Raw genomic sequence first — 19,866 nt, 5'->3', positions numbered from 1 at the left:
GGAAAGGAGTACCTAGATGGCAAAGTTCGATTGGGAAGCAAGGAGCAAGGCGGGGAGCGTCCAAAAGGGCGTCATGGAAGCCGCCAGCGCCGCCATGGTGGAGGCGCAGCTCAAGAAATACGGTTTCAACGGCATCACGGTCCGGGAGCAGGGCAAGGGCTTTTCCATGGAGCTCAAGATCCCGGGAATGGGCGGTCCCAAGAAGATCGAGACCAAGGACCTGGTCGTCTTCACCCGCCAGTTCGCCACCATGATCGATTCCGGCCTGCCGCTGGTGCAGTGTCTGGACATCCTCTCCAGCCAGCAGGAAAACAAGACCTTCAAGGATATCCTGGTGAGGGTCAAGGAGAGCGTGGAGAGCGGCTCCACCTTCGCCGACGCGCTCGCCAAGCACCCCAAGGCCTTCGACCAGCTCTACGTCAACCTGGTGGCCGCGGGTGAGGTGGGCGGTATCCTCGACACCATCCTGGCGCGCCTTGCGGCCTACATCGAAAAGGCCATGAAGCTCAAGAAGCAGGTCAAGGGCGCCATGGTCTACCCGATGACCATCATGTCCATCGCGGTCATCGTGGTGGGCGTCATCCTGGTCTTCGTCATACCGACCTTCGCCAAGATGTTCGCCGACTTCGGCGGCGAGCTGCCGGCGCCGACCAAGTTCGTCATCGCCCTGTCCAACTTCCTGGTCAAGTACATCGTGGTGATCATCGCCGCCATGTTCGGCATCAAGTACGCCATCGGCAAGTACTACCAGACCCCCGCCGGCAGGAAGATGATCGATGCCCTGGCGCTCAAGGCACCGGTCATCGGTCCCCTGGTCCGCAAGGTCTCCGTCGCCAAGTTCACCCGTACCCTGGGCACCATGATCAGCTCCGGCGTCCCGATCATGGACGGCCTCGAGATCGTCGCCAAGACCGCCGGCAACAAGATCGTGGAAGAGGCGATCTACAACGTGCGCCAGTCCATCTCCGAGGGCAAGACCATCGCGGAACCGCTCGCGGAAAGCGGCGTCTTCCCCCCCATGGTGGTGCAGATGATCTCCGTCGGCGAGGCGACCGGCGCCATGGACGCCATGCTCAACAAGATCGCCGATTTCTACGACGACGAGGTCGACGACGCCGTCGGTGCGCTCACCTCGATGATGGAGCCGTTGCTCATGGTGTTCCTGGGCACCACGGTCGGTGGCCTGGTTATCGCCATGTATCTGCCGATCTTCAAGCTGGCAGGCACAGTCGGCGGTTAAGTGGATGATTGAAAAGAAAAAAGTCTTCTGGTTCATACTGCTAAGACTGCTGGTGGTGTCCGTGTTCCTGGTCACCACCGTTTACCTTGACGTTCACACCTACGACGTAAGTGGCGAGGTCGCCGGGAGAGTACTGCTCCGGTTGATCGGCGCCACTTACCTTTTCTCGCTGCTTTCCCTTTGGGTGCTGCGCAAGGCGACGGCGCTCACGGTCCGCACCCTGACCCATCTGCAGATCGTCTGGGACCTGATCCTGGTCACGGTGCTGATCCTGGTCTCCGGCGGGGTGACGTCCCACTACGCCTTTCTCTACTTCCTCACCATCATCAGCGCCAGCGTGCTCTTGGCCCGCTCCCAGGCCTACTACACCGCCTCGCTGTGCGTCATCCTCTACGGCGCCATCCTGGACTTCCAGTACTACGGCAAGCTGGCCCCCCTGGGGCTCACCGCCTACCCGGCGCAGCAGTGGGGGGCGGAGTACCTCTTCTACCTGATCTTTCTCCACTGCGCCGCCTTCTTCCTGACCGCGTTCCTGGCCGGTCACCTGGCCGAGCGGGCCCGGGTCTCCGAGAGCGCCCTGCAGGAAAAGGTGATCGACTACGAGGAGCTGGAGCGCCTCAACTCCTGCATCGTGTCCACCATCGACAGCGGGCTGTTGACCATCAACGCGTCGGGCCGGATCCGGGTCTTCAACCGCTACGCCGAACTGCTGACCGGCGTTTCGCAGCAGGAGGCCTACGACCGCCCCCTGGCGGAGATTCTGCCCGGGTGCGCCTGCTTCGGGCCTACCTGCCTCGAGTCGGGGCAGGGGGAGTTCCAGCACCGTGGGCGCGACGGCAGGGAGTTGCTGCTCTCCTACAAGTCGGTCCCGCTGCTGGGCAAGCACGGCGAGACGGTCGGGGCCATCATCGACCTGCATGACCTGACCGAGATCAAGCGCATGGCAGCGGACCTGAAACGGGCCGACCGCCTGGCCGCCCTCGGGGAGCTCTCGGCGCGCATGGCGCACGAGATCCGCAACCCCCTGGCCGCCATCAGCGGCTCGGTGCAGTTGGTCGCCCTGAGGCCCTGGGTGGACGAGAAGGACGAGCGCCTTTTTTCCATCATCATCAGGGAAACCGACCGCCTGGACGGGCTGCTGCGCGATTTCCTGCTCTACGCCAAGCCCAACCAGCCCAGCAAGGTCGCCCTGAACCTGCACAAGGTGATCACCGACCTCTGTGCGCTGCTGGCCACCGATCCCCGGATGGAGGGGGTGGAGGTCGACAACGGGCTCCCCGGCGACCTGGTGGTGCAGTTCGACAAGGACCAGTGTTCCCAGGTGTTCTGGAACCTCCTGGTCAATGCCGCTGAAGCCATGCCCGGCCCCGGCAGCATCGGCATAGACGGCGCCCTGGTCACCAGCGACGGCCGCCAGGAGGTGCGCATCCGCATCCGCGACAACGGGTCGGGCATGAGTCAGGAGGACGTCAAGCAGGTCTTCGAGCCGTTCTTCACCACCAAGAAGGGGGGCACCGGGCTCGGGCTCGCCACCGTCTACCGCATCGTGGAGACCAACGGCGGCAGGATGTCGATCAACAGCACCCTGGGCAAGGGGACCACGGTCACCCTGCACCTGCCGGCGTAAAGGCAGGTTGAGGTTAAGGTAGAAACAATCCAAGGAGTTATAGATGGCTGCCAGAATTTTGGTTGTCGATGACGAACTGAGCATGCGGGAGTTCCTGGGCATCCTCCTCGACGGCGAGGGGCACCGGGTGGACCAGGCCGACAGCGCCGAGACCGCCCTTGCCTGCCTGGGACAGCAGCACTACGACATGGTGATCTCCGACGTCAGCATGCCCGGGCTGAGCGGCATCGACCTGCTCTCCCGGATCAAGGCGCAGGCCCCCGACACCGCGGTGTTGCTGATAACCGCCTTCACCACCGCCGAGCAGGCGGTCGAGGCCATGAAACTGGGCGCCTACGACTACATCGGCAAGCCCTTCAAGGTGGAAGAGGTGAAGGTGCTGGTGCGTAAGGCGCTCGAGAAGCAGAGCCTGGTGCAGGAAAACAAGCGACTCAAGGCCGAGGTGCAGGAGCGCTTCAGCTTCAGCGGCCTGATCGGCAAAAGCAAGCAGATGCGCGAGGTCTACGAGCTGATCGAGAAGGTCGCCGACAGCATGGCCAACGTGCTCATCACCGGGGAAAGCGGCACCGGCAAGGAACTGGCCGCCCGGGCCATTCATTACAACTCCCCGCGCAGGAACGCCTCCTTCCTCGCGGTGAACTGCGGCGCCATCCCCGAGACCCTCATCGAGAGCGAACTCTTCGGTCACACCAGGGGCTCCTTCACCGGCGCCATCGCCGACCGTTCCGGCCTCTTCGAGCAGGCCGAAGGCGGCACCCTGTTCCTCGACGAGATCGGCGAGGTGCCCCTGCAACTGCAGGCCAAGCTCTTGCGGGTGCTGCAGGAGCGCGAGTTCCGCAGGGTGGGGGGAGGGACTTCCCTCAAGGCCGACGTGCGCATCGTGGCCGCCTCCAACCGCAACCTCGAGGAGCAGGTGCGCGAGGGGTCCTTCCGCGAGGACCTGTTCTACCGCCTCAACGTGGTGCAGATCCGCATGCCGTCGCTCAGGGAGCGCGCCGACGACATCCCGGCGCTGGTCGAGCACTTTTACAAGAAGTACTCGCTCTGGTCCGGCTCCGGCGACATCATCACCCCCGAAGCCCTGCGCGCGCTGTTCAACTACCCCTTCCCGGGCAACGTGAGGGAACTCGAGAACCTGGTGGAGCGCTGCGTCGTGCTGGGGAGCCGGGTGATCGTGCTCGACTGCCTCCCTCCCTCGGTGCGCGACCATCGCGTCACCGCGGCCCCCGCGGGGGAACTGGAGATCCCGGAGGAGGGGATCGACCTGCAGGCGTACCTGGACACCCTGGAACAGAAGCTCCTGGTGCAGGCCCTGGACAAGAGCGGCGGGGTCAAGAAGCGGGCGGCGGCGCTCCTGGGGATGACCTTCCGTTCCTTCCGCTACCGTCTGGCCAAATTCGGCATGGACGAGGCTGACTGACAAAAAACGTCACTTCCAGGTTGCCTAAATTGTCGCAGTGACGTTTTTGGTTTCTGTCTCAGAAGAGCCCTCCTGTCTGAAAACTGTTGTATTTAATCTGCTTATGTCTGTTTCGTTACTTTGGCCCACATGTTGCTCTATAGCATTCGTCTTGCGGTACCGATGATCTAACCAGATCTTCAATTCGGCAATCCACCAACGAAAAGGAGAAACAGATGTTAAACAAAATCAGAAGCAACAAAGGCTTCACCCTGATCGAGCTCTTGATCGTCGTCGCGATCATCGGCATCCTCGCCGCCATCGCCATCCCGCAGTTCTCCGCGTACCGTGCCAAGGCCTACAACAGCGCCGCCAACAGCGACCTGAAGAACCTGAAGACCGGCATGGAAGCCTACATGGCTGACCGTCAGTCTTACCCGGGCGGCATGGACGAGAGATACTAATCGAACTGACTGATCTAAAGGAGATATGACTATGAAGAAAATCATCGCACTTTCTGCTTGCCTCATAATGGTTTCCTCCAGCATGGCTTTTGCTGCCAACGCTGCCCTGAACACCGGCGGTATTTCCCACGAGTCCGCCACCATCTACGGCGGCGTTGACGCTACCGACGCTGCCAGCGCTTCCGGCACCCTGATCGGCAAGCTCTCCAAGAGCGTCAAGGTCGGCGTAAGGTACACCACCACCACCTACGCGCTGGACACCAAGCACACCTCCGGCAACACCAAGTACGGTACCGCCTTCGACGCTACCGCGATCTACAAGCAGGAGACCTCCACCGGCGCACTCGACGCGGCTCCGACCACCGCCGACTCCGGCGCGTTCTCCAGCTGGACCGCAATGTAATTGTCTCTTGCACTGCAAACCGAAAAACGAGATGTTTCGGCATCTCGTTTTTTTTATTTTCACTCCGCAACGTCTTAAGAGTGAAAAGCTGCCCCTGCAACACCCGCAGTACCACCCGAGAACCTAGAGGTGCAACCGCCTATGCTCAACATGATGAGGATCACCCTCAAAGGGGTTTTCCGCGACCGCGTCTTTCAAGGAATCATGGCGCTGGCAGTCCTGTTTCTTTTCATCCCGTCGGCAGCTTCGCTTTCCATGCGCCAGGTGACCGAGCTCTCGGTGACCCTCTCGCTTTCCCTGATTTCCTTCATCCTGCTGCTGTTGTCGGTGTTCCTGGGTGGAACCTCGCTGTGGCGGGACATCGAGCGCCGCTATACCTTCGGCGTGCTCAGCCTGCCGCTGAGCCGCAGTTCCTACATCCTGGGGCGCTTCTTGGGGCTTGCGCTGTTCCTGGTGCTGGTCTCGGTGGTCCTGGGCGTGGCCGCCTGCGTCGCCGTCAACGTGGCTTCGTCCCTCTACCCGGCGGACCGGCCGGTGGTCTGGAGCTTTGTTGCCCTGGCCCTGGTCTACGCGACGCTCAAGTACATCCTGCTGGTGGCGGTAGCCCTTTTGCTCTCCACCGTGAGCACCTCGTTCTTTCTCCCCGTTTTCGGGACCATCTGCACCTTCCTGGCCAGCGGCATCTCGCAGCAGGTGTACGAGTACGTGCATTCCGCGGCCGCCGTGCAGACCGTCTCCCCGCTGTTTCGGCAGGTGGTCACCGCCGTGTACTACCTGATCCCCAATCTCGCCGGCTTCGACCTGAAGATCAACGCCATCTACAGCGTGGCGCCCAACCCCCGCGGGCTGGCCCTTACCGCGTGCTACTTCCTGGCCTACACCGCCATCCTGCTGGCAGGCTCCATCTTCCTGTTCAACCGCAGGGAGATGAAGTGAGCGCTCGGGTTCCCATGGCGCTACTGGTTGCCGGTCTGCTCGCCTACGCCGCGGTGATCGGTCCTTTCACGGCCTACATGCGCGACAAGCCGATGGAGGAGAAACTCGGTTACGTCCCGAGCGTCAAGGTGATGAAGTCGGTCAGCGTGGACCAGAAGGAGCTGGCGGGCGCGTCGCTGGTCTTCAAGGTGCTCATGTACTACGGCACCCTGATGGGGCAGGCGCCCAAGGGGACCATCCTCAAGGACCCGGGCGACCTGCAGGGGATGTCCCGCCTGTTGCACGGTGCGGTCCAGCTCGACCCCTACAACATGGACGCCTACTACTTCGCCCAGGGCATTCTCACTTGGGACGCGCACCAGTACCAGGTGGCCAACGCCCTGCTCGACTACGGCATGAAGTACCGGAACTGGGACTGGTTCCTGCCCTTCTTCGCCGGTTTCAACAACGCCTACTTCCTCAAGGATTACAAGAAGGCGGCGCACTACTACGACTTGGCCGGCGACCTGAGCGGAGAGCCTCTGTACAAGAGCCTCGCCAGCCGCTACATGCAGGAGTCCGGTCAGACCGATCTGGCCATCGCTTATCTGAGCGGCATGGTGAAGACCGCCAAGAACGACGCGGTGCGCAAAAGCTACCAGTTGCGCCTGCAGGCGTTCCTGGAGGTGAGCCGCATCGAAAAGGCGCGGGACCGCTTCGCGCGTGAGCGGGGCGGGATGCCCGCCTCCCTCGAGGACCTGGTCCGGTCGGGTTACCTGAAACCGGCGCCGGTCGATCCCTATGGCGGGACCTTCTACCTCGAGCCTGACGGCAAGGTCGCCACCACCAGCAAATTCGCCTTTGGCGCAAAAAAGAAGTGAGGGTTGCGATGTACGCTTTGGAGATCTGTGGACTGGCCAAGACGTTCAAGGGAAAGAAGATGCGGACGGTCGAGGCTCTCAAGGGGCTGAACCTCTGCGTCGAGCCGGGGGAAGTGCTCGGCTTTCTCGGCCCCAACGGCGCCGGCAAGAGTACCACCATCAAGTGCCTGATGGGGCTGCTCCGCCCCACGCGGGGGAGCGCCACCATCCAGGGGCGGGACATCTCCTCGGCCGAGGCGCGCAGGAGCGTGGGGTACCTCCCGGAAAACCCCGCCTTCTACGACTACCTCAACGCGGAAGAGTACCTGCTGTTCGTGGGGAGGGCCTTCGGCATGGCGCCCGAACTCCTGGCGCAGCGCACCGAAGAGATGCTCAAGCTGCTCGAGCTCTGGGAGCACAGAAAGCGCCTGATCCGCACCTACAGCAAGGGGATGGTGCAGCGGGTGGGGCTCGCCCAGGTGCTGCTGCACGACCCGGACATCTACATCCTCGACGAGCCGATGAGCGGTCTCGATCCCATCGGCCGCGCCCTGGTCAAGGAGATCATCCTCGACTTGAAAAAACGTGGCAAGTGCGTCTTCTTCAGCACCCACATCACCGACGACGTCGAGAAGATCTGCGATCGCGTCGCGGTGATCAACAAGGGGCAGCTGCTCGTGGTCGACTCCGTGCAGAACATCCTGCAGCAGGGGACCGAGGGGTACACGGTCACCGTCGTCGCCGGCGACGGCCGCCGCGAGGAGGTCTTCGTCACGACCGACCGGCTGCAGTCGTTCATCCGCGACGCCGCCGGAGAGTCCCGCTCCATCGAGAAGATCGAGCCGCGCCGCAAGGACATGGAGGCGTTTTTCCTTGAGATCGTGGCGCGATAACACACCCGCACGTCACGCGCAGCTGGCTGTTCTCCTGCTTTTCTCCGCGATCCTGGCGGTCTACTACCCCGCGATGCTCTCCGGCATCCACATGGTAGACGACCCCGGGATCGTGTCGTTGTACGGCACCTCGCCGCGCCTGTCCCTGGCGCTGCTTCCCGGGCAGGGGTATTACTACCGCCCCATCCTCGAACTCACCTTCTGGCTGGACAATTTCTTCTGGTCCATGGAACCGCGGGTCATGCACCTGGAGAACGTGTTGCTGCACTGCGCCAACTCCCTGCTGGTTTTCCTTCTGGGGCGCAAGGTGCTCGACCAGGGGAGCCCGAGCGGCGGCGAGGGGAGGGGACCGTTTTGGGGCGCGCTGCTGGCCGCCTCCTTCTTCGCCCTGCATCCGGTCAACGTCGAGGCGGTGGCCTGGCTTGCCGGCCGCTCCGATCCCCTGTTGTCCCTCTTCGTGCTCTCCGCCTGCTGGTTCTGGCTCAACTGGCTCACGCAGCCATCCTGGCGCGACCTGGTCGCGGCGCTGCTCTTGTTCTCGGCGGCCCTGCTTACCAAGGAAACCGCGCTGGCCGCCGGGGGGGTGGCTGCGCTCCTCGCCCTGGTGTGGCGCGGCGGCGCCACGGTGCGCCAGCGCGCCGGCGCCCTGGGCCTCGTCGCCGTTCCGGCGCTGGTGCTGGTGATCTTCGCCCTGGCCATCCGCAGCGGCACGAGCGGCTTGAGCCGGTTCATCGCCACGGGCGGATTGGACGCGGGCAAGGCGGTGGGGGATGCACTGGCGGCCTGCGGCTTCTACTTCAAGAAGCTCGTGCTCCCGCTCCCGCTCAACTTCGCCATCACGGCGGTGGACCCCTGCTACGCCGTCGCGGGAGCGGTGGTCGTCGCCGCCATCTCCCTGCTGTTCCTGCGCCGCCGCCTGACTGCGGCCTTGTTCGCCTCGGCGCTCCTGGTGCTGCTGCCGGCCGTGCTGGTGGCCGTGAGGCAGGTGGCCTGGACCCCGATCGCGGAGCGCTACCTCTACCTTCCCTCGGCCTTCTTCGCCCTCGGCATCGCGTCGCTCGCGACGGAGCGTCTGAAGCCGCTGCGAACGGTGCTGGTCGCCGTGCTGGTCCCGCTCCTGCTCTTTTTCGCCGTGGCGAGCCTGCAGCGCACCCTGTTGTGGCGGGACAAGATCGCCTTTTGCCAGGACGCCATCAGCAAGTCCCCCGGCTTTGGCACGCTCTATAACGACCTCGGGGTGGTGCTCCTGCAGCAGAAACGGTTCGACCAGGCCGCCAAGGCCTTTGCCATCGCGGACCGGCTCAACCAGCGCGAATCCATGCGCATGCTGATCAAGGCCAACCTCATGTCGGTGGCCTTCACCCAGGAGGATTACCTGGGCGTGCGCCGCCAGTTCTTCAGGCTCTTCAAGGAGAAGAAGGAGGCCGGGGCCGAGTTCCTGGAACTGCTGCAGCGGGCGGACGGCAGGAGACTGCCCGCCCTGCACGGCGCGGTGAAGGTCGCCCTCGCCAGGGACATACTGGAAACGCTGGATTTGCTTAACCAAAAACGTTATGATCCCTACTGGTTGTACCGCAGCGGCCAACTGAGCCTCGAAATCGGTGACAAAGCCCGCGCCCTGGACTATTTCAACCGCGCCTATCGAGCCGCACCGCCCGATGCGCACTACGTGAAATCGACTGAACTCTACCTGCGCAAACTTAGGAAGCAGTGAATGATGACGCACTACCTGATCATGCTTCGCCCGACGCAGTGGTTGAAAAACCTTATGCTTTTCTTTCCCCTGGTGTTGTCCGGGCAACTACTGACGCAGGACGTCGTGGTGCGCGGCGGGCTGGCTTTTGTCTCCTTCTGCCTGGTTTCCAGCGCGGGCTATGTCTTCAACGACCTCCTGGACCGGGAGCGGGACACCTTCCACCCCAAAAAAAGCAACCGACCCATCCCCTCCGGCAAGGTGAGCGCCCAGGGCGCCGCCCTCTGCGGCGCGGTCCTGCTCGCGGCCGGGATCGCCATCGCCTCGCGCTTCCCCGCCGGGGTGTGGTGGCTCATCCTGTCCTACATCGGGGTCACGCTGTCGTACTCCCTCATCTTCAAGTCGGTCGCGCTGATGGACCTGTTCTGCATCTCGGCGGGGTTCCTGATCCGGCTCTACGCCGGCGCGGAAGCCTTCGCCATCCCCATCTCGCCCTGGCTCTTCCTGACCGTCTTTCTGCTCGCCATCTTTCTCAGCACCGGCAAGCGCCTGGGGGAGTCCTTCTCGCTGGGGGATGCCGCGGGTGACCACCGGGCCAGCCTCGCCGGCTATCCCCCGGGTTTCCTGGCCGGCACCATGTACATGACCGGCAGTGCCGTGCTGGTCACCTACACCATGTACGTCGTGTCGCGGCCGCGGCTGGTCTACACCGTGCCGCTCTGCCTGTTCGGCCTTTTGCGCTACACCATCAGGGTGGCCTCCGGGGCCAACGGCGACCCCACCGACTCCCTTTTGAAGGACTGGGTCCTGTTCCTGGTGAGCCTCGCCTGGGCGGCCGTGGTGATCTGGAGCGTTTACCGGTGAGCCGGGTCAGTGTCATCCTGGTCAACTGGAACGGGTGGCGGGACACGCTGGAATGCCTGGACAGTCTGCTTGGTCTCGATTACCCGGATTTCGATATCGCGGTCTGCGACAACGCCTCCGGTGACGACTCCGCGGCGCGGATCCGGGAGTGGGCGGCTTCCCGGCAGGTGACCTTCGCGGAATACGATCGCCAGGCCGCCGAGGGGGGCGGCGATGGCTACCAGGAAGGTGGGACGGGCACCTGCAACGAAAGGGGTACAGGCGCCTGGCGGAGCCAGTCCCCGAAGGTCACGCTGATCCATACCGGCGCCAACCTGGGCTTTGCCGGCGGCAACAATGTCGGCCTGCGCTACGCCCTGGCGCGCGGCGCCTCTTTTTGCTGGCTCCTGAACAACGACACCGTGGTGGAACCCGACGCCCTCAGTCAACTCTGCGCCAGGATGGAGGCGGATCCCGGCATCGGCATGTGCGGCTCGACCATCCGCTACTACCAGGACCGTGACCGGGTCCAGGCCCTGGGCGGCGGCTATTACTGCCGCTGGATCGGGCTTCCCTGGCACCATGGCCGTTTCACCCGCGGTGGCTCCGCAGCGGGGGGGCGCGCCGAGGCGCGCATGAACTACGTCGAGGGGGCCTCCATGCTGGTCTCGCGCCGGTTCCTGCTCGAGGTCGGCCTGCTCTGCGAGGATTACTTCCTCTTTTTCGAGGAGGCGGACTGGGCCGAGCGGGCCCGGGGGCGCTTCACCCTGGGGTACGCACCGGGGAGCGTGGTCTACCACAAGGTCGGCCAGAGTATCGGCACCAGCAGCAACCCGGCCAAAAAGAGCACGGTCTGCGATTTCTACAACATCCGCAACCGGATCCTCTTTGCCCGGCGCCACCACCCGGTCACGCTCCCGACCGTGTACCTGGTGCTGGGGGCGGAACTTATGCTGCGCTTTTTGTGCGGCAAGTGGGACCGGGGCATCATGATCGCGCGGCTCATGCTGAGCGCGGGCAACTGCGGCGCGGTGAAGCCATGAAGTTCTCCATCGTCACCATCTGCCTCAACGCCGAGCGCTACCTCCAGCAACAGCTGGATTCGGTGGCTGCGCAGCGTTGGGACGACCTGGAGCAGATCGTGGTCGACGGCGGTTCCAGCGACGGCACGCTGGCCATCGTCGAGGCCGCGGCACGGAACAACCCGCGCCTGCGCCTGGTGAGCGGCCCGGACCGGGGCATCAGCGACGCCATGAACAAGGGGATCGCCCTCGCCACCGGCGACGTGATCGCCTTTCTGCACGCCGACGACCTCTACCCCGACCCGGACGTGCTGACCCGGGTCGCCCGGGCCTTCCGGGACCACCCGGGCGCCGAATGGGTCACCGGCGGCATCAGCTACATCGACCAGGAGGGGCGCCCGCTCAGGAGCTACCGCCCCCGGCGCTGGTCCTACCGCAGGCTCCTGCGCGGCAACATCATCTTTCACCCCTCCACCTTCGTGGCGCGCGAGGCGCTGGCGGCGGCGGGAGGTTTCGACACGGCCCTGCGCTACGTCATGGACTACGACCTCTGGCTCAGGCTGGGCAGACGCGGGGCGCCCTGCCGCATCGACACGCCGCTGGCGTGTTTCAGGCTGCATCCGCAGAGCACCTCGGTGCGAAACGCCGATGCCGCCTTCCGGGAGGAGTTCCAGGTGCGCTTGAACCATCTGCAGGGCAAACCGGTGCAGAGGCTGCTGCACGGCATCTACTACGCCCTGAAGTTCTTCCCCAACCGGCTGAGCGTGGCCGGCAGGAACGGCTAGATGATCGTCCTGGCCCACAAATACGGACAGCTCGGCAACCGGCTTGCCTACCTCCGGGTCTACCTCTCCTTCGCCCTGGAGCACGGCGTCACGGTGCTCGACCTGAGCTTCGACGAGTACCGGCAGTACTTCGACTGCTCCGGCGCGCAGGTGGTGCGGCTGCCCGCTCCCTGTTCGGCCCTGCTGCGCCGGGGGCTGCAGCTCATGGTGCGGCTGGGGCTGTTGCGCCGCGGCACGCCGTTTCTCCCCGCGCTCGACGCGGACGCCGCCGGCGAGGTAAGGCTGGTCGATGCCGACATCGCGCGCAGGTGCCGGCAGGGGAACGTGCTCATCCACGACGGCTGGCCGGTGATCGACTGGAACATCGTCCTGAAGCACGACCAGAGGATACGGGAGCTGTTCCGCCCGGCCGCAGCCATTGCCGCCAAGGTCTCGTCCTTCATCGCGGCCGCCCGCAGCGGGGGGCACTACCTGGTCGGCGTGCACATCCGGCAGGGCGATTACCGGCAGTGGCAGGACGGGAAACACTACTTCACCTCGGAGCAGTACGCAGCGGTCATGGCGCAGGTAGCGAAGGCACACCGGGACATGCCGGTCAGGTTCATCGTTGCCGCCAGCGAACCGCAGCGGTGGGAGCTCTTCGCCGGCTTGGACTACCTCCCGGCGCCGGGGAGCGCGGTGGAGGACATGTACGTGCTGGCGCAGTGCGACGAGATCTACGGGCCGCAGAGCTCCTTTTCGGCCTGGGCCTCCTTTTACGGCAACGTCCCGGTGCACGGCATCGAGAAACTGGCCGCGGCGGCCGGGGCGTGAGCGAGGTGTTCACCATGCCTGACATGGGCGCCACGGTGAGCGTCGTCATCCCGTGCTTCAACATGGGAGCCTTCGTGGAGGAGGCGGTGGCCTCGGCTCTGGCGCAGACCCGTCCCCCGCTGGAGGTCATCGTGGTCGACGACGGCTCCGACGATGCCGGCACGCAGGCGGCGCTGGAGCGCATCGCCGCGGCCGGGACCACTTGCGTGATCAGGGGAGGGCGCGGCGGCGTGGCCCGCGCCCGCAACCGCGGCATAGAGGCGGCGCGGGGGAGCCACGTGCTGCCGCTGGACGCGGACGACCTCCTGGCGCCCGAGTTCCTGGAAAAGGCGCTGGGCCTTTTGGAGCACGACCCCGGCATCGCCATCGTGGGCACCGACGCGGAACTGTTCGGCGCCCGCACCGGCGTGCTCACCCTGCCGCGGTATTCGCGCCGGACCCTCTTGAGCCGGAACCTCTTTTTCGCCACCACGCTCTTTAGAAAGAGCGACTGGCAAAGGGCAGGGGGGTACTGCACCGGGTTCAGGTACGGCTGGGAGGACTGGGACTTCTGGATCGCCCTGACCAAGAGCCCGCTGCAGGTGGCGCGCATCGCCGAGCCGCTCTTGAAATACCGGATCCGCTCCACCTCCCGGGACCGCTCCATGGCGCTCTGGCAGAAAGGGGCCATGATGCTGCTCATGCTGGCGCGGCACTGGACGGACTACCTGCGCTCCCCGTCGGCCTTGTGGGGGCTGGTGGAAAACGCCGCTTTAACGAATAAAGGAACCTGACGAGTATGGAAGAGACCGTGCCGCACGAACTGCTCATCGAGCCCAACCGCCCCGCGCTCCACTACTGGCGCGATGCCTGGCGCTATCGCGAGCTCTTCTACTTCCTGGTATGGCGCGACATCCTGGTGCGCTACAAGCAGACCGTGGTCGGCGTCTCCTGGAGCGTGTTGCGCCCGCTTTTGACCATGCTCGCCTTCACCCTCGTTTTCGGACTGCTCGCCAAGCTCCCCTCCGACGGGACGCCGTACCCGCTCTTGGTCTTTGCCGCCATGCTTCCCTGGAACTTCTTCGCCAATGCTCTCAGCGAAGGGTCCAACTCGCTGATCGGCAACGCGAACCTCCTGACCAAGATCTACTTCCCCCGGATCATCATCCCCGCCAGCACCCTGGTGGTGAGCCTGATCGACTTCGCCATCTCCATGGCGATCATGGCCGGGATGATGCTCTGGTACGGCTATCTCCCGGGGTGGCGCATCGTGACCCTGCCGCTGTTCCTGGCCCTGGCCATGCTGGCGGTGGCGGGGTGCGCCCTGTGGTGCGCCGCGCTCAACGTACGCTACCGCGACTTCAGGTTCCTGGTGCCGTTCCTGCTCCAGTTCGGCCTCTACGTCTCCCCGGTCGGTTTCGCCAGCAGCATGGTGCCGGAAAAGTGGCGCCTTATCTACTCGTTCAATCCGATGGTGGGGGTGATCGATGGCTTCCGCTGGGCGCTCCTGACGGGGAAAACCGAGATCTACTGGCCGGGACTGCTGGTTTCCACTGCGCTTTCGGCGGCCCTGCTGCTGTCGGGGCTGTGGTACTTCCGCAAAACCGAGCGCGTACTGGCGGACGTGATATGAACAGCGCCTCTACCTGCACCGTCATCGACATCAAGGGGCTCGGCAAGCGCTACAGCATCACCCGCGGCGCCCCCGAGGACCGCTCCTCGCTGCGCGACGCGCTCTCCCGCAGCATCGCCAATGTCGGCGCAAGGCTCATGCTGCGCCCCGTCCCGGCCTCGGCGCCTGCCCGGGAGGAGTTCTGGGCGCTCGACGACGTCTCCATCGGGATCCGCGAGGGGGAGAGGGTTGGCATCATCGGCAAGAACGGCGCCGGCAAATCGACGCTGCTCAAGATCCTGTCCCGGATCACCGAGCCTACCAGCGGCAGCGTGCGCATCAAGGGACGGGTGGCGAGCCTGCTCGAGGTCGGCACCGGTTTCCACCCGGAGCTGACCGGGCGGGAGAACATCTTCCTGAACGGCGCCATCCTCGGCATGAACCGGCAGGAGATCCGGCGCAAGTTTGACGAGATCGTCGCCTTTTCCGAGGTGGAGAAGTTCCTGGACACGCCGGTGAAGCGCTACTCCTCCGGGATGTACGTGCGTCTCGCCTTCGCGGTGGCGGCGCACCTGGAGCCGGAAATCCTGATCGTGGACGAGGTGCTGGCGGTGGGGGACACCCAGTTCCAGAAAAAGTGCCTGGGCAAGATGGAGGAGGTGGGCCGGCAGGGGCGGACCGTGCTCTTCGTGAGCCACAATATGATCGCGCTGCAGTCGCTGTGCGACCGCTCCATCTGGCTGGACCAGGGCAGGGTGGTGGACGACGGCGACAGCGGCGCCGTTGTTGCCCGCTACCTGCAAAGGACCTCGCAGATGGTCCTGGAACAGAGCTGGGACGACCCTGCGTCGGCTCCGGGCAACGGGCAGGTGCGGCTGTGCTCGGCACGGCTCGACTGCGGCCAGACCGGGCATGCCACCGTCGCCACGCCGCTCGCCGTCGAATTCACGCTGGAGAACGACCTCCCCGGCGTGGAGTTGAACTACAGCATGCACCTTTACTCACTTGACGGCACCTGCGTCTTCAATTCCGCGTCGCGCTCCTTCATCGCGCAGCGCTCGCGGGTCAAGGGGGTCTGCCACATCCCGGCCAACCTTCTCAACGCCGAGGTGTACCGGGTGAAGATTATGGTGGTCAGGGACAAGTCGCTGCCGCTGTTCGAGGCAAAGGACGCCCTGGTGTTCGAGGTGAGCGACGTGGAACGGGACGGCGCCTGGTTCGGCAAGTGGGCCGGGGTGGTCCGCCCGGACCTTGCCTGGGAGATTGAAACCGCCGCGCCCGGAGATAGGCAGCTTTGACGGCGGGCGCAGACGCCCGCCGCGCACGAGGATGAAGATTTGAAGAAACCGTTCCACATCCTGGTATTCCCGGGGGGGACCGAGATCGGGCTCGAGATCCAGAAGGCGCTCGCGCCCTGCAAGGAGGTCCGGCTCTTCTCCGCCGGCTCCGACGTCTCCAACCACGCCCCCTTCGTCTTCGCCCGCCATTTCGTGCTGCCGAGCATCCACGAGCCGGGCTGGATCGAGGCGCTGAACCGGGTGGTCGAGGCGGAGTCGATCGATTACATCTTCCCTGCCTTCGATGACGTCATCGTGGCCCTGGCGCAGCACGCCGGGGCGATCAAGGCCGGCATCGTCTCTTCGCCTTTGGAGACCTGCACCGTGACCCGCTCCAAGTCCGAGACCTACCGCGTCCTGGACGGAGTAGTGCCGGTGCCGGAACGTTTCCGCTGCGCGGCCGACGTCTCCAGCTATCCCGTGTTCGTCAAGCCGGACCGGGGCGAGGGATCCCGCGACACGCACCTGGTGCATTGTGAGTCGCAGTTGCTAGCGCTTTTGCAGGCGGATCCGGAGCGGATCGCCCTTGAGTACCTTCCCGGCGAAGAGTACACCGTGGACTGCTTCTCCGACCGCGACGCCGGGCTCCTCTTCTGCGGCGCCAGGCAAAGGGTGCGCACCAAGAGCGGCATCTCCATGAGCAGTGAGGTTGCCCCTGCGCAGGAGACCTTCGCCGACTACGCCGCCCGCATCGCCGAGAGGCTCGCCTTTCACGGCGCCTGGTTCTTCCAGGTGAAGCGCGACCGGCACGGCGTCCTGAAGCTGCTCGAGGTGGCGCCGCGCATCGCCGGGACCATGGCGCTGCACCGGGTCCAGGGGGTCAATTTCCCGCTGCTGAGCATCTACGAGCAGGAGCGCTTTCCGCTCTCGCTGCTGGTGAACCGGGGTGTGGTGAGCGTGGACCGGGCCCTGGTCAACCGTTACCGCCACCAGATAAACTTCGGCACCGTCTACGTCGATCTGGACGACACCTTGATCCTGCACGGCAAGGTCAATGTCCAACTGGCTGCCTTTTTGTACCAATGCCTGAACCAGGGCAAGAAGATCGTGCTGCTCACCAGGCACGCCGGCGACCTGGACGCGACACTGGCCAGGTTCCGCCTGGCGCACCTGTTCGATGCCGTGGTTCACGTGGGCAAGGACGACACCAAGGCGCGCTACATTACCGAGCCCGACGCCATCTTTATCGACGACAGCTTCAGCGAGAGAAAGGCGGTGAGCGACCGGCTCGGTATCAGCACCTTCGACTGCAGCATGCTGGAACTGCTCATGGACGAGAGGATATAGTGATGTCGGCCCTTGTTCCCAGTCTGATGGACCAGGAATTCATCCGGATGATCCGTGGCAATATCAACGCGTTTCTGCGGCAGGCTGCAGTTACTTACGGCAGCGGCGCTGCTCGCCTGCTTGATATAGCGCCACAGGTGCACGAAGGTGCCAGAGCCTTTTTTCCTGCGGAAGTGGCGGTGGAGACGCTGGATATCGATCCCCATTCGGGATGCACGTATATTGGGGACATCTGTGATCAAAACACCTCTATCCCGGACGACAGCTTCGACCTTGTCGTCTGCACCGAGGTGTTGGAGCATACTTTGCACCCTTTCAATGCCGTGGCTGAGATGCGCAGGATGCTCAAACCCGGGGGGATGTTGCTGCTCAGCGTCCCGTTCAACTTTCGCATCCATGGTCCCTTGCCCGACTGCTGGCGTTTCACGGAGCACGGTCTGAGGGCCCTATTGAGCGAGTTCGAGGTAGTGGAACTTAATGCTCTCGAGACTGAGGACCGGCCGCTGATGCCGATCCAGTACACGGTGGTGGCCAGGAAGATATGAGGACGCTGCACATGCCCATTAAGCAGACACCTGAAATCCAGGAACTGGCGCTGTTCGGCGGCCAACCCGCCTTCAGCGACCAGCTCCACGTCGGCCGCCCCAATATAGGGGACCGCGACCAGCTGATGGCGCGCATCGGCGACATTCTCGACCGGCGCTGGCTGACCAACAATGGGCGCTACGTGCAGGAGTTCGAACAGAAGCTTGCCGAGCTGCTCGGGGTGAAGCACGTGATCGCCATGTGCAACGCCACCATCGCCCTCGAGATCACCATCCGTGCGCTCGGCCTACAGGGGGAGGTCATCGTCCCCTCCTTCACTTTTGTCGCGACCGCGCACTCGCTGCAATGGCAGGAGATCACCCCGGTTTTCTGCGACATCGATCCGGCCACGCACCACATCGACCCGGCCCAGGTGGAGCGGATGATCACCCCGCGCTCCAGCGGCATCATCGGCGTCCACCTCTGGGGTAGGCCCTGTGACGTGGAGGCGCTGACCGACATCGCGCGGCGCCACGACCTGAAGCTCATGTTCGACGCGGCCCATGCCTTCGGCTGTTCCCACAAGGGGCGCATGATCGGCGGCTTCGGCAACGCCGAGGTGTTCAGCTTCCACGCCACCAAGTTCTTCAACACCCTCGAGGGGGGTGCGGTCACCACCGACGACGACGAGCTGGCCGCCAAGATCCGCCTGATGAAGAACTTCGGCTTCGCCGGTTACGACAACGTCATCTACATTGGCACCAACGGCAAAATGAACGAGTTTTCTGCCGCCATGGGACTGACCGGGCTGGAAAGTCTCGAACAGTTCATCGCTGCCAACATGGACAATTACCGCAGTTACCAGGACGGGCTGCGCGGGATCCCCGGAGTGACGTTGCTGCCGTACCGGGAAGAGAAGTGCAACTACCAGTACATCGTCTGCGAGATCGATGAGGTTGCTGCGGGTCTTGGGCGCGACGCACTGTTGAAGGTCCTGCATGCCGAGAACGTCATTGCACGCCGCTACTTCTACCCGGGGTGCCACCGGATGGAGCCCTACCGCTCCTACTTCCCGCATGCGGGGCTGCTGCTGCCCGAGACGGAGCGGCTTTCCCAGCGGGTCTTGCTGCTGCCGACGGGCACTGCCGTGGGGGGTGCCGAGATTGACCGGATCTGCCGCATCATCGCATTTGCCGTCGCCAATGCGCCCGCCATCGCGCATCGGCAGGAACTGCAGGGATGACCTGATGACCCTCAGCGTCCTTATGATCACCTACAACCAGGAGCGGTACGTCGCCCAGGCCTTGGACAGCATCCTGATGCAGCAGGTGGATTTCCCCTACGAGATCGTGATCGGGGACGACTGCTCCACCGACGGCACCAGGAGCATCCTCGAGCTGTACCAGCGGAGGTTCCCCGACCTGATCAGGCTGCTGCCGCCGGAAAAGAACTTGGGGCCGGTGCGCAACCTGCTGCGCGTCTTCGCCGCCTGCCGCGGCCAGTTCGTCGCCATGTTGGAGGGGGACGATTACTGGACCTGTCCGGAGAAGCTACAGGAGCAGGTCGATTTCCTGCGCCGCAATCACCAGTTTGTGATCTGTTTCACCAACAGCCTGGTGGTCGACGAGGAGGGCGCCACCATCAGACCCAGCCGGCTGGAGGCGGATCGCAGCCGCAACCTGTCCCAGGCGGACATCATCAACGGCCTGGTCCCCCCCACCAATACCGTGGTCTTCAGAAACGGCTTGGTGCGCAGCTTCCCGCGCTCGTTTTACCGCTGCGTCAACGGCGACTCGCTGCTGTTCAGCGTGCTGACGGAGTACGGCGACGCCGCTTTCATCGACCGGCATACCGCCGCCTACCGATCCCACGCCGGCGGGATCTGGTCCTACAAGCCGGAGGCCTACCAGAAGCTGAACACGCTTTTGACCAGGCAGGCACTGCTGCACCGGTTCGGCACCCGTTACCGGGCCGTCCTGCTCCCCGAGATCCAGTGGAGCTACCGGGAATTGATGGAACTTTACAAGGACGAGAAAAAGGTCGGCAAATTCGCAGGGACCTTCTCCAACTACCTGTTCAACAACGCCAGGTGCGGCGTCTTCAACCTGCGCGACGACCTGCGCTACTTTGTGTTCGGAGTCGCCGCTGCCTTGCGCCGCTGACCGCACC

At 64.2% G+C, this 19,866-nt stretch carries 20 protein-coding genes; all 20 read left to right on the top strand.

The features are described 5' to 3' along the window. Positions 1–16: 16 nt before the first annotated feature. The 20 genes from H7687_RS11455 to H7687_RS11360 all read left to right on the top strand — a co-directional run bounded on the left by H7687_RS11455 (position 17) and on the right by H7687_RS11360 (position 19,859). Positions 17–1,240: a type II secretion system F family protein gene (locus H7687_RS11455; protein ID WP_183347391.1), complete on the top strand. Its 1,224-nt coding sequence runs from the start codon at positions 17–19 to the stop codon at positions 1,238–1,240. Between the two features lie 4 nt (positions 1,241–1,244). Next, a complete protein-coding gene (locus H7687_RS11450) occupies positions 1,245–2,867 on the top strand; it encodes a two-component system sensor histidine kinase NtrB (RefSeq protein ID WP_183347389.1) in 1,623 nt (540 codons plus the stop codon). A 43-nt stretch (positions 2,868–2,910) separates the two neighbouring features. After that, the gene (locus tag H7687_RS11445) at positions 2,911–4,287 is read left to right on the top strand and encodes a sigma-54-dependent transcriptional regulator (protein ID WP_183347387.1); all 1,377 of its coding nucleotides are present in this window, start codon (positions 2,911–2,913) and stop codon (positions 4,285–4,287) included. A 215-nt stretch (positions 4,288–4,502) separates the two neighbouring features. Next, the gene (locus tag H7687_RS22105) at positions 4,503–4,730 is read left to right on the top strand and encodes a type IV pilin protein (protein ID WP_183347385.1); all 228 of its coding nucleotides are present in this window, start codon (positions 4,503–4,505) and stop codon (positions 4,728–4,730) included. Between the two features lie 31 nt (positions 4,731–4,761). Further along, entirely contained in the window at positions 4,762–5,133 is a 372-nt protein-coding gene (locus H7687_RS11435; RefSeq protein ID WP_183347383.1) for a hypothetical protein, read from the top strand. A 141-nt stretch (positions 5,134–5,274) separates the two neighbouring features. After that, on the top strand, positions 5,275–6,069 hold the full coding sequence (locus tag H7687_RS11430; protein WP_183347381.1) for an ABC transporter permease subunit: 795 nt from the start codon (positions 5,275–5,277) through the stop codon (positions 6,067–6,069). Then, positions 6,066–6,929 (top strand): hypothetical protein, encoded by an 864-nt coding sequence (locus H7687_RS11425; RefSeq protein ID WP_183347379.1) that lies wholly within the window; start codon positions 6,066–6,068, stop codon positions 6,927–6,929. Before H7687_RS11430 ends, H7687_RS11425 begins: the two co-directional genes overlap by 4 nt. An 8-nt stretch (positions 6,930–6,937) precedes the next feature. After that, the gene (locus H7687_RS11420; protein WP_183347377.1) at positions 6,938–7,801 is read left to right on the top strand and encodes an ABC transporter ATP-binding protein; all 864 of its coding nucleotides are present in this window, start codon (positions 6,938–6,940) and stop codon (positions 7,799–7,801) included. After that, on the top strand, positions 7,782–9,515 hold the full coding sequence (locus H7687_RS11415; RefSeq protein WP_183347375.1) for a tetratricopeptide repeat protein: 1,734 nt from the start codon (positions 7,782–7,784) through the stop codon (positions 9,513–9,515). Before H7687_RS11420 ends, H7687_RS11415 begins: the two co-directional genes overlap by 20 nt. Beyond that, positions 9,516–10,358 carry a decaprenyl-phosphate phosphoribosyltransferase gene (locus tag H7687_RS11410; RefSeq protein WP_183347373.1) on the top strand — a complete coding sequence of 281 codons (843 nt, stop codon included), beginning with the start codon at positions 9,516–9,518 and terminating at the stop codon, positions 10,356–10,358. After that, complete coding sequence (locus H7687_RS11405) at positions 10,355–11,380, top strand: glycosyltransferase family 2 protein (protein WP_183347371.1); 1,026 nt, start codon at positions 10,355–10,357, stop codon at positions 11,378–11,380. Before H7687_RS11410 ends, H7687_RS11405 begins: the two co-directional genes overlap by 4 nt. Continuing rightward, positions 11,377–12,144, top strand: coding sequence for a glycosyltransferase family 2 protein (locus H7687_RS11400; RefSeq protein WP_183347369.1), 768 nt, complete (start codon positions 11,377–11,379; stop codon positions 12,142–12,144). The genes H7687_RS11405 and H7687_RS11400 overlap by 4 nt, the downstream gene beginning before the upstream one ends. Further along, positions 12,145–12,957 carry an O-fucosyltransferase family protein gene (locus tag H7687_RS11395; RefSeq protein WP_183347367.1) on the top strand — a complete coding sequence of 271 codons (813 nt, stop codon included), beginning with the start codon at positions 12,145–12,147 and terminating at the stop codon, positions 12,955–12,957. It begins immediately after the preceding gene. Then, positions 12,954–13,730: a glycosyltransferase family A protein gene (locus H7687_RS11390; protein ID WP_246404796.1), complete on the top strand. Its 777-nt coding sequence runs from the start codon at positions 12,954–12,956 to the stop codon at positions 13,728–13,730. Before H7687_RS11395 ends, H7687_RS11390 begins: the two co-directional genes overlap by 4 nt. Positions 13,731–13,735: 5 nt before the next feature. After that, entirely contained in the window at positions 13,736–14,569 is an 834-nt protein-coding gene (locus H7687_RS11385) for an ABC transporter permease (protein WP_183347365.1), read from the top strand. Further along, positions 14,566–15,846, top strand: coding sequence for an ABC transporter ATP-binding protein (locus tag H7687_RS21940; protein WP_183347363.1), 1,281 nt, complete (start codon positions 14,566–14,568; stop codon positions 15,844–15,846). Before H7687_RS11385 ends, H7687_RS21940 begins: the two co-directional genes overlap by 4 nt. 39 nt (positions 15,847–15,885) lie before the next feature. Next, on the top strand, positions 15,886–17,172 hold the full coding sequence (locus H7687_RS11375) for an ATP-grasp domain-containing protein (RefSeq protein ID WP_198424632.1): 1,287 nt from the start codon (positions 15,886–15,888) through the stop codon (positions 17,170–17,172). Between the two features lie 2 nt (positions 17,173–17,174). Continuing rightward, complete coding sequence (locus tag H7687_RS11370; RefSeq protein ID WP_183347355.1) at positions 17,175–17,717, top strand: class I SAM-dependent methyltransferase; 543 nt, start codon at positions 17,175–17,177, stop codon at positions 17,715–17,717. Between the two features lie 11 nt (positions 17,718–17,728). After that, complete coding sequence (locus H7687_RS11365; RefSeq protein ID WP_183347352.1) at positions 17,729–18,940, top strand: aminotransferase class I/II-fold pyridoxal phosphate-dependent enzyme; 1,212 nt, start codon at positions 17,729–17,731, stop codon at positions 18,938–18,940. 4 nt (positions 18,941–18,944) lie between these two features. Next, a complete protein-coding gene (locus tag H7687_RS11360) occupies positions 18,945–19,859 on the top strand; it encodes a glycosyltransferase (RefSeq protein ID WP_183347350.1) in 915 nt (304 codons plus the stop codon). The last annotated feature ends 7 nt before the right edge of the window (positions 19,860–19,866 follow it).

It is taken from the genome of Geomonas paludis, assembly GCF_014193585.1.
Taxonomy (GTDB): domain Bacteria; phylum Desulfobacterota; class Desulfuromonadia; order Geobacterales; family Geobacteraceae; genus Geomonas; species Geomonas paludis.
This window is presented reverse-complemented; position numbering and strand designations above follow the sequence as displayed.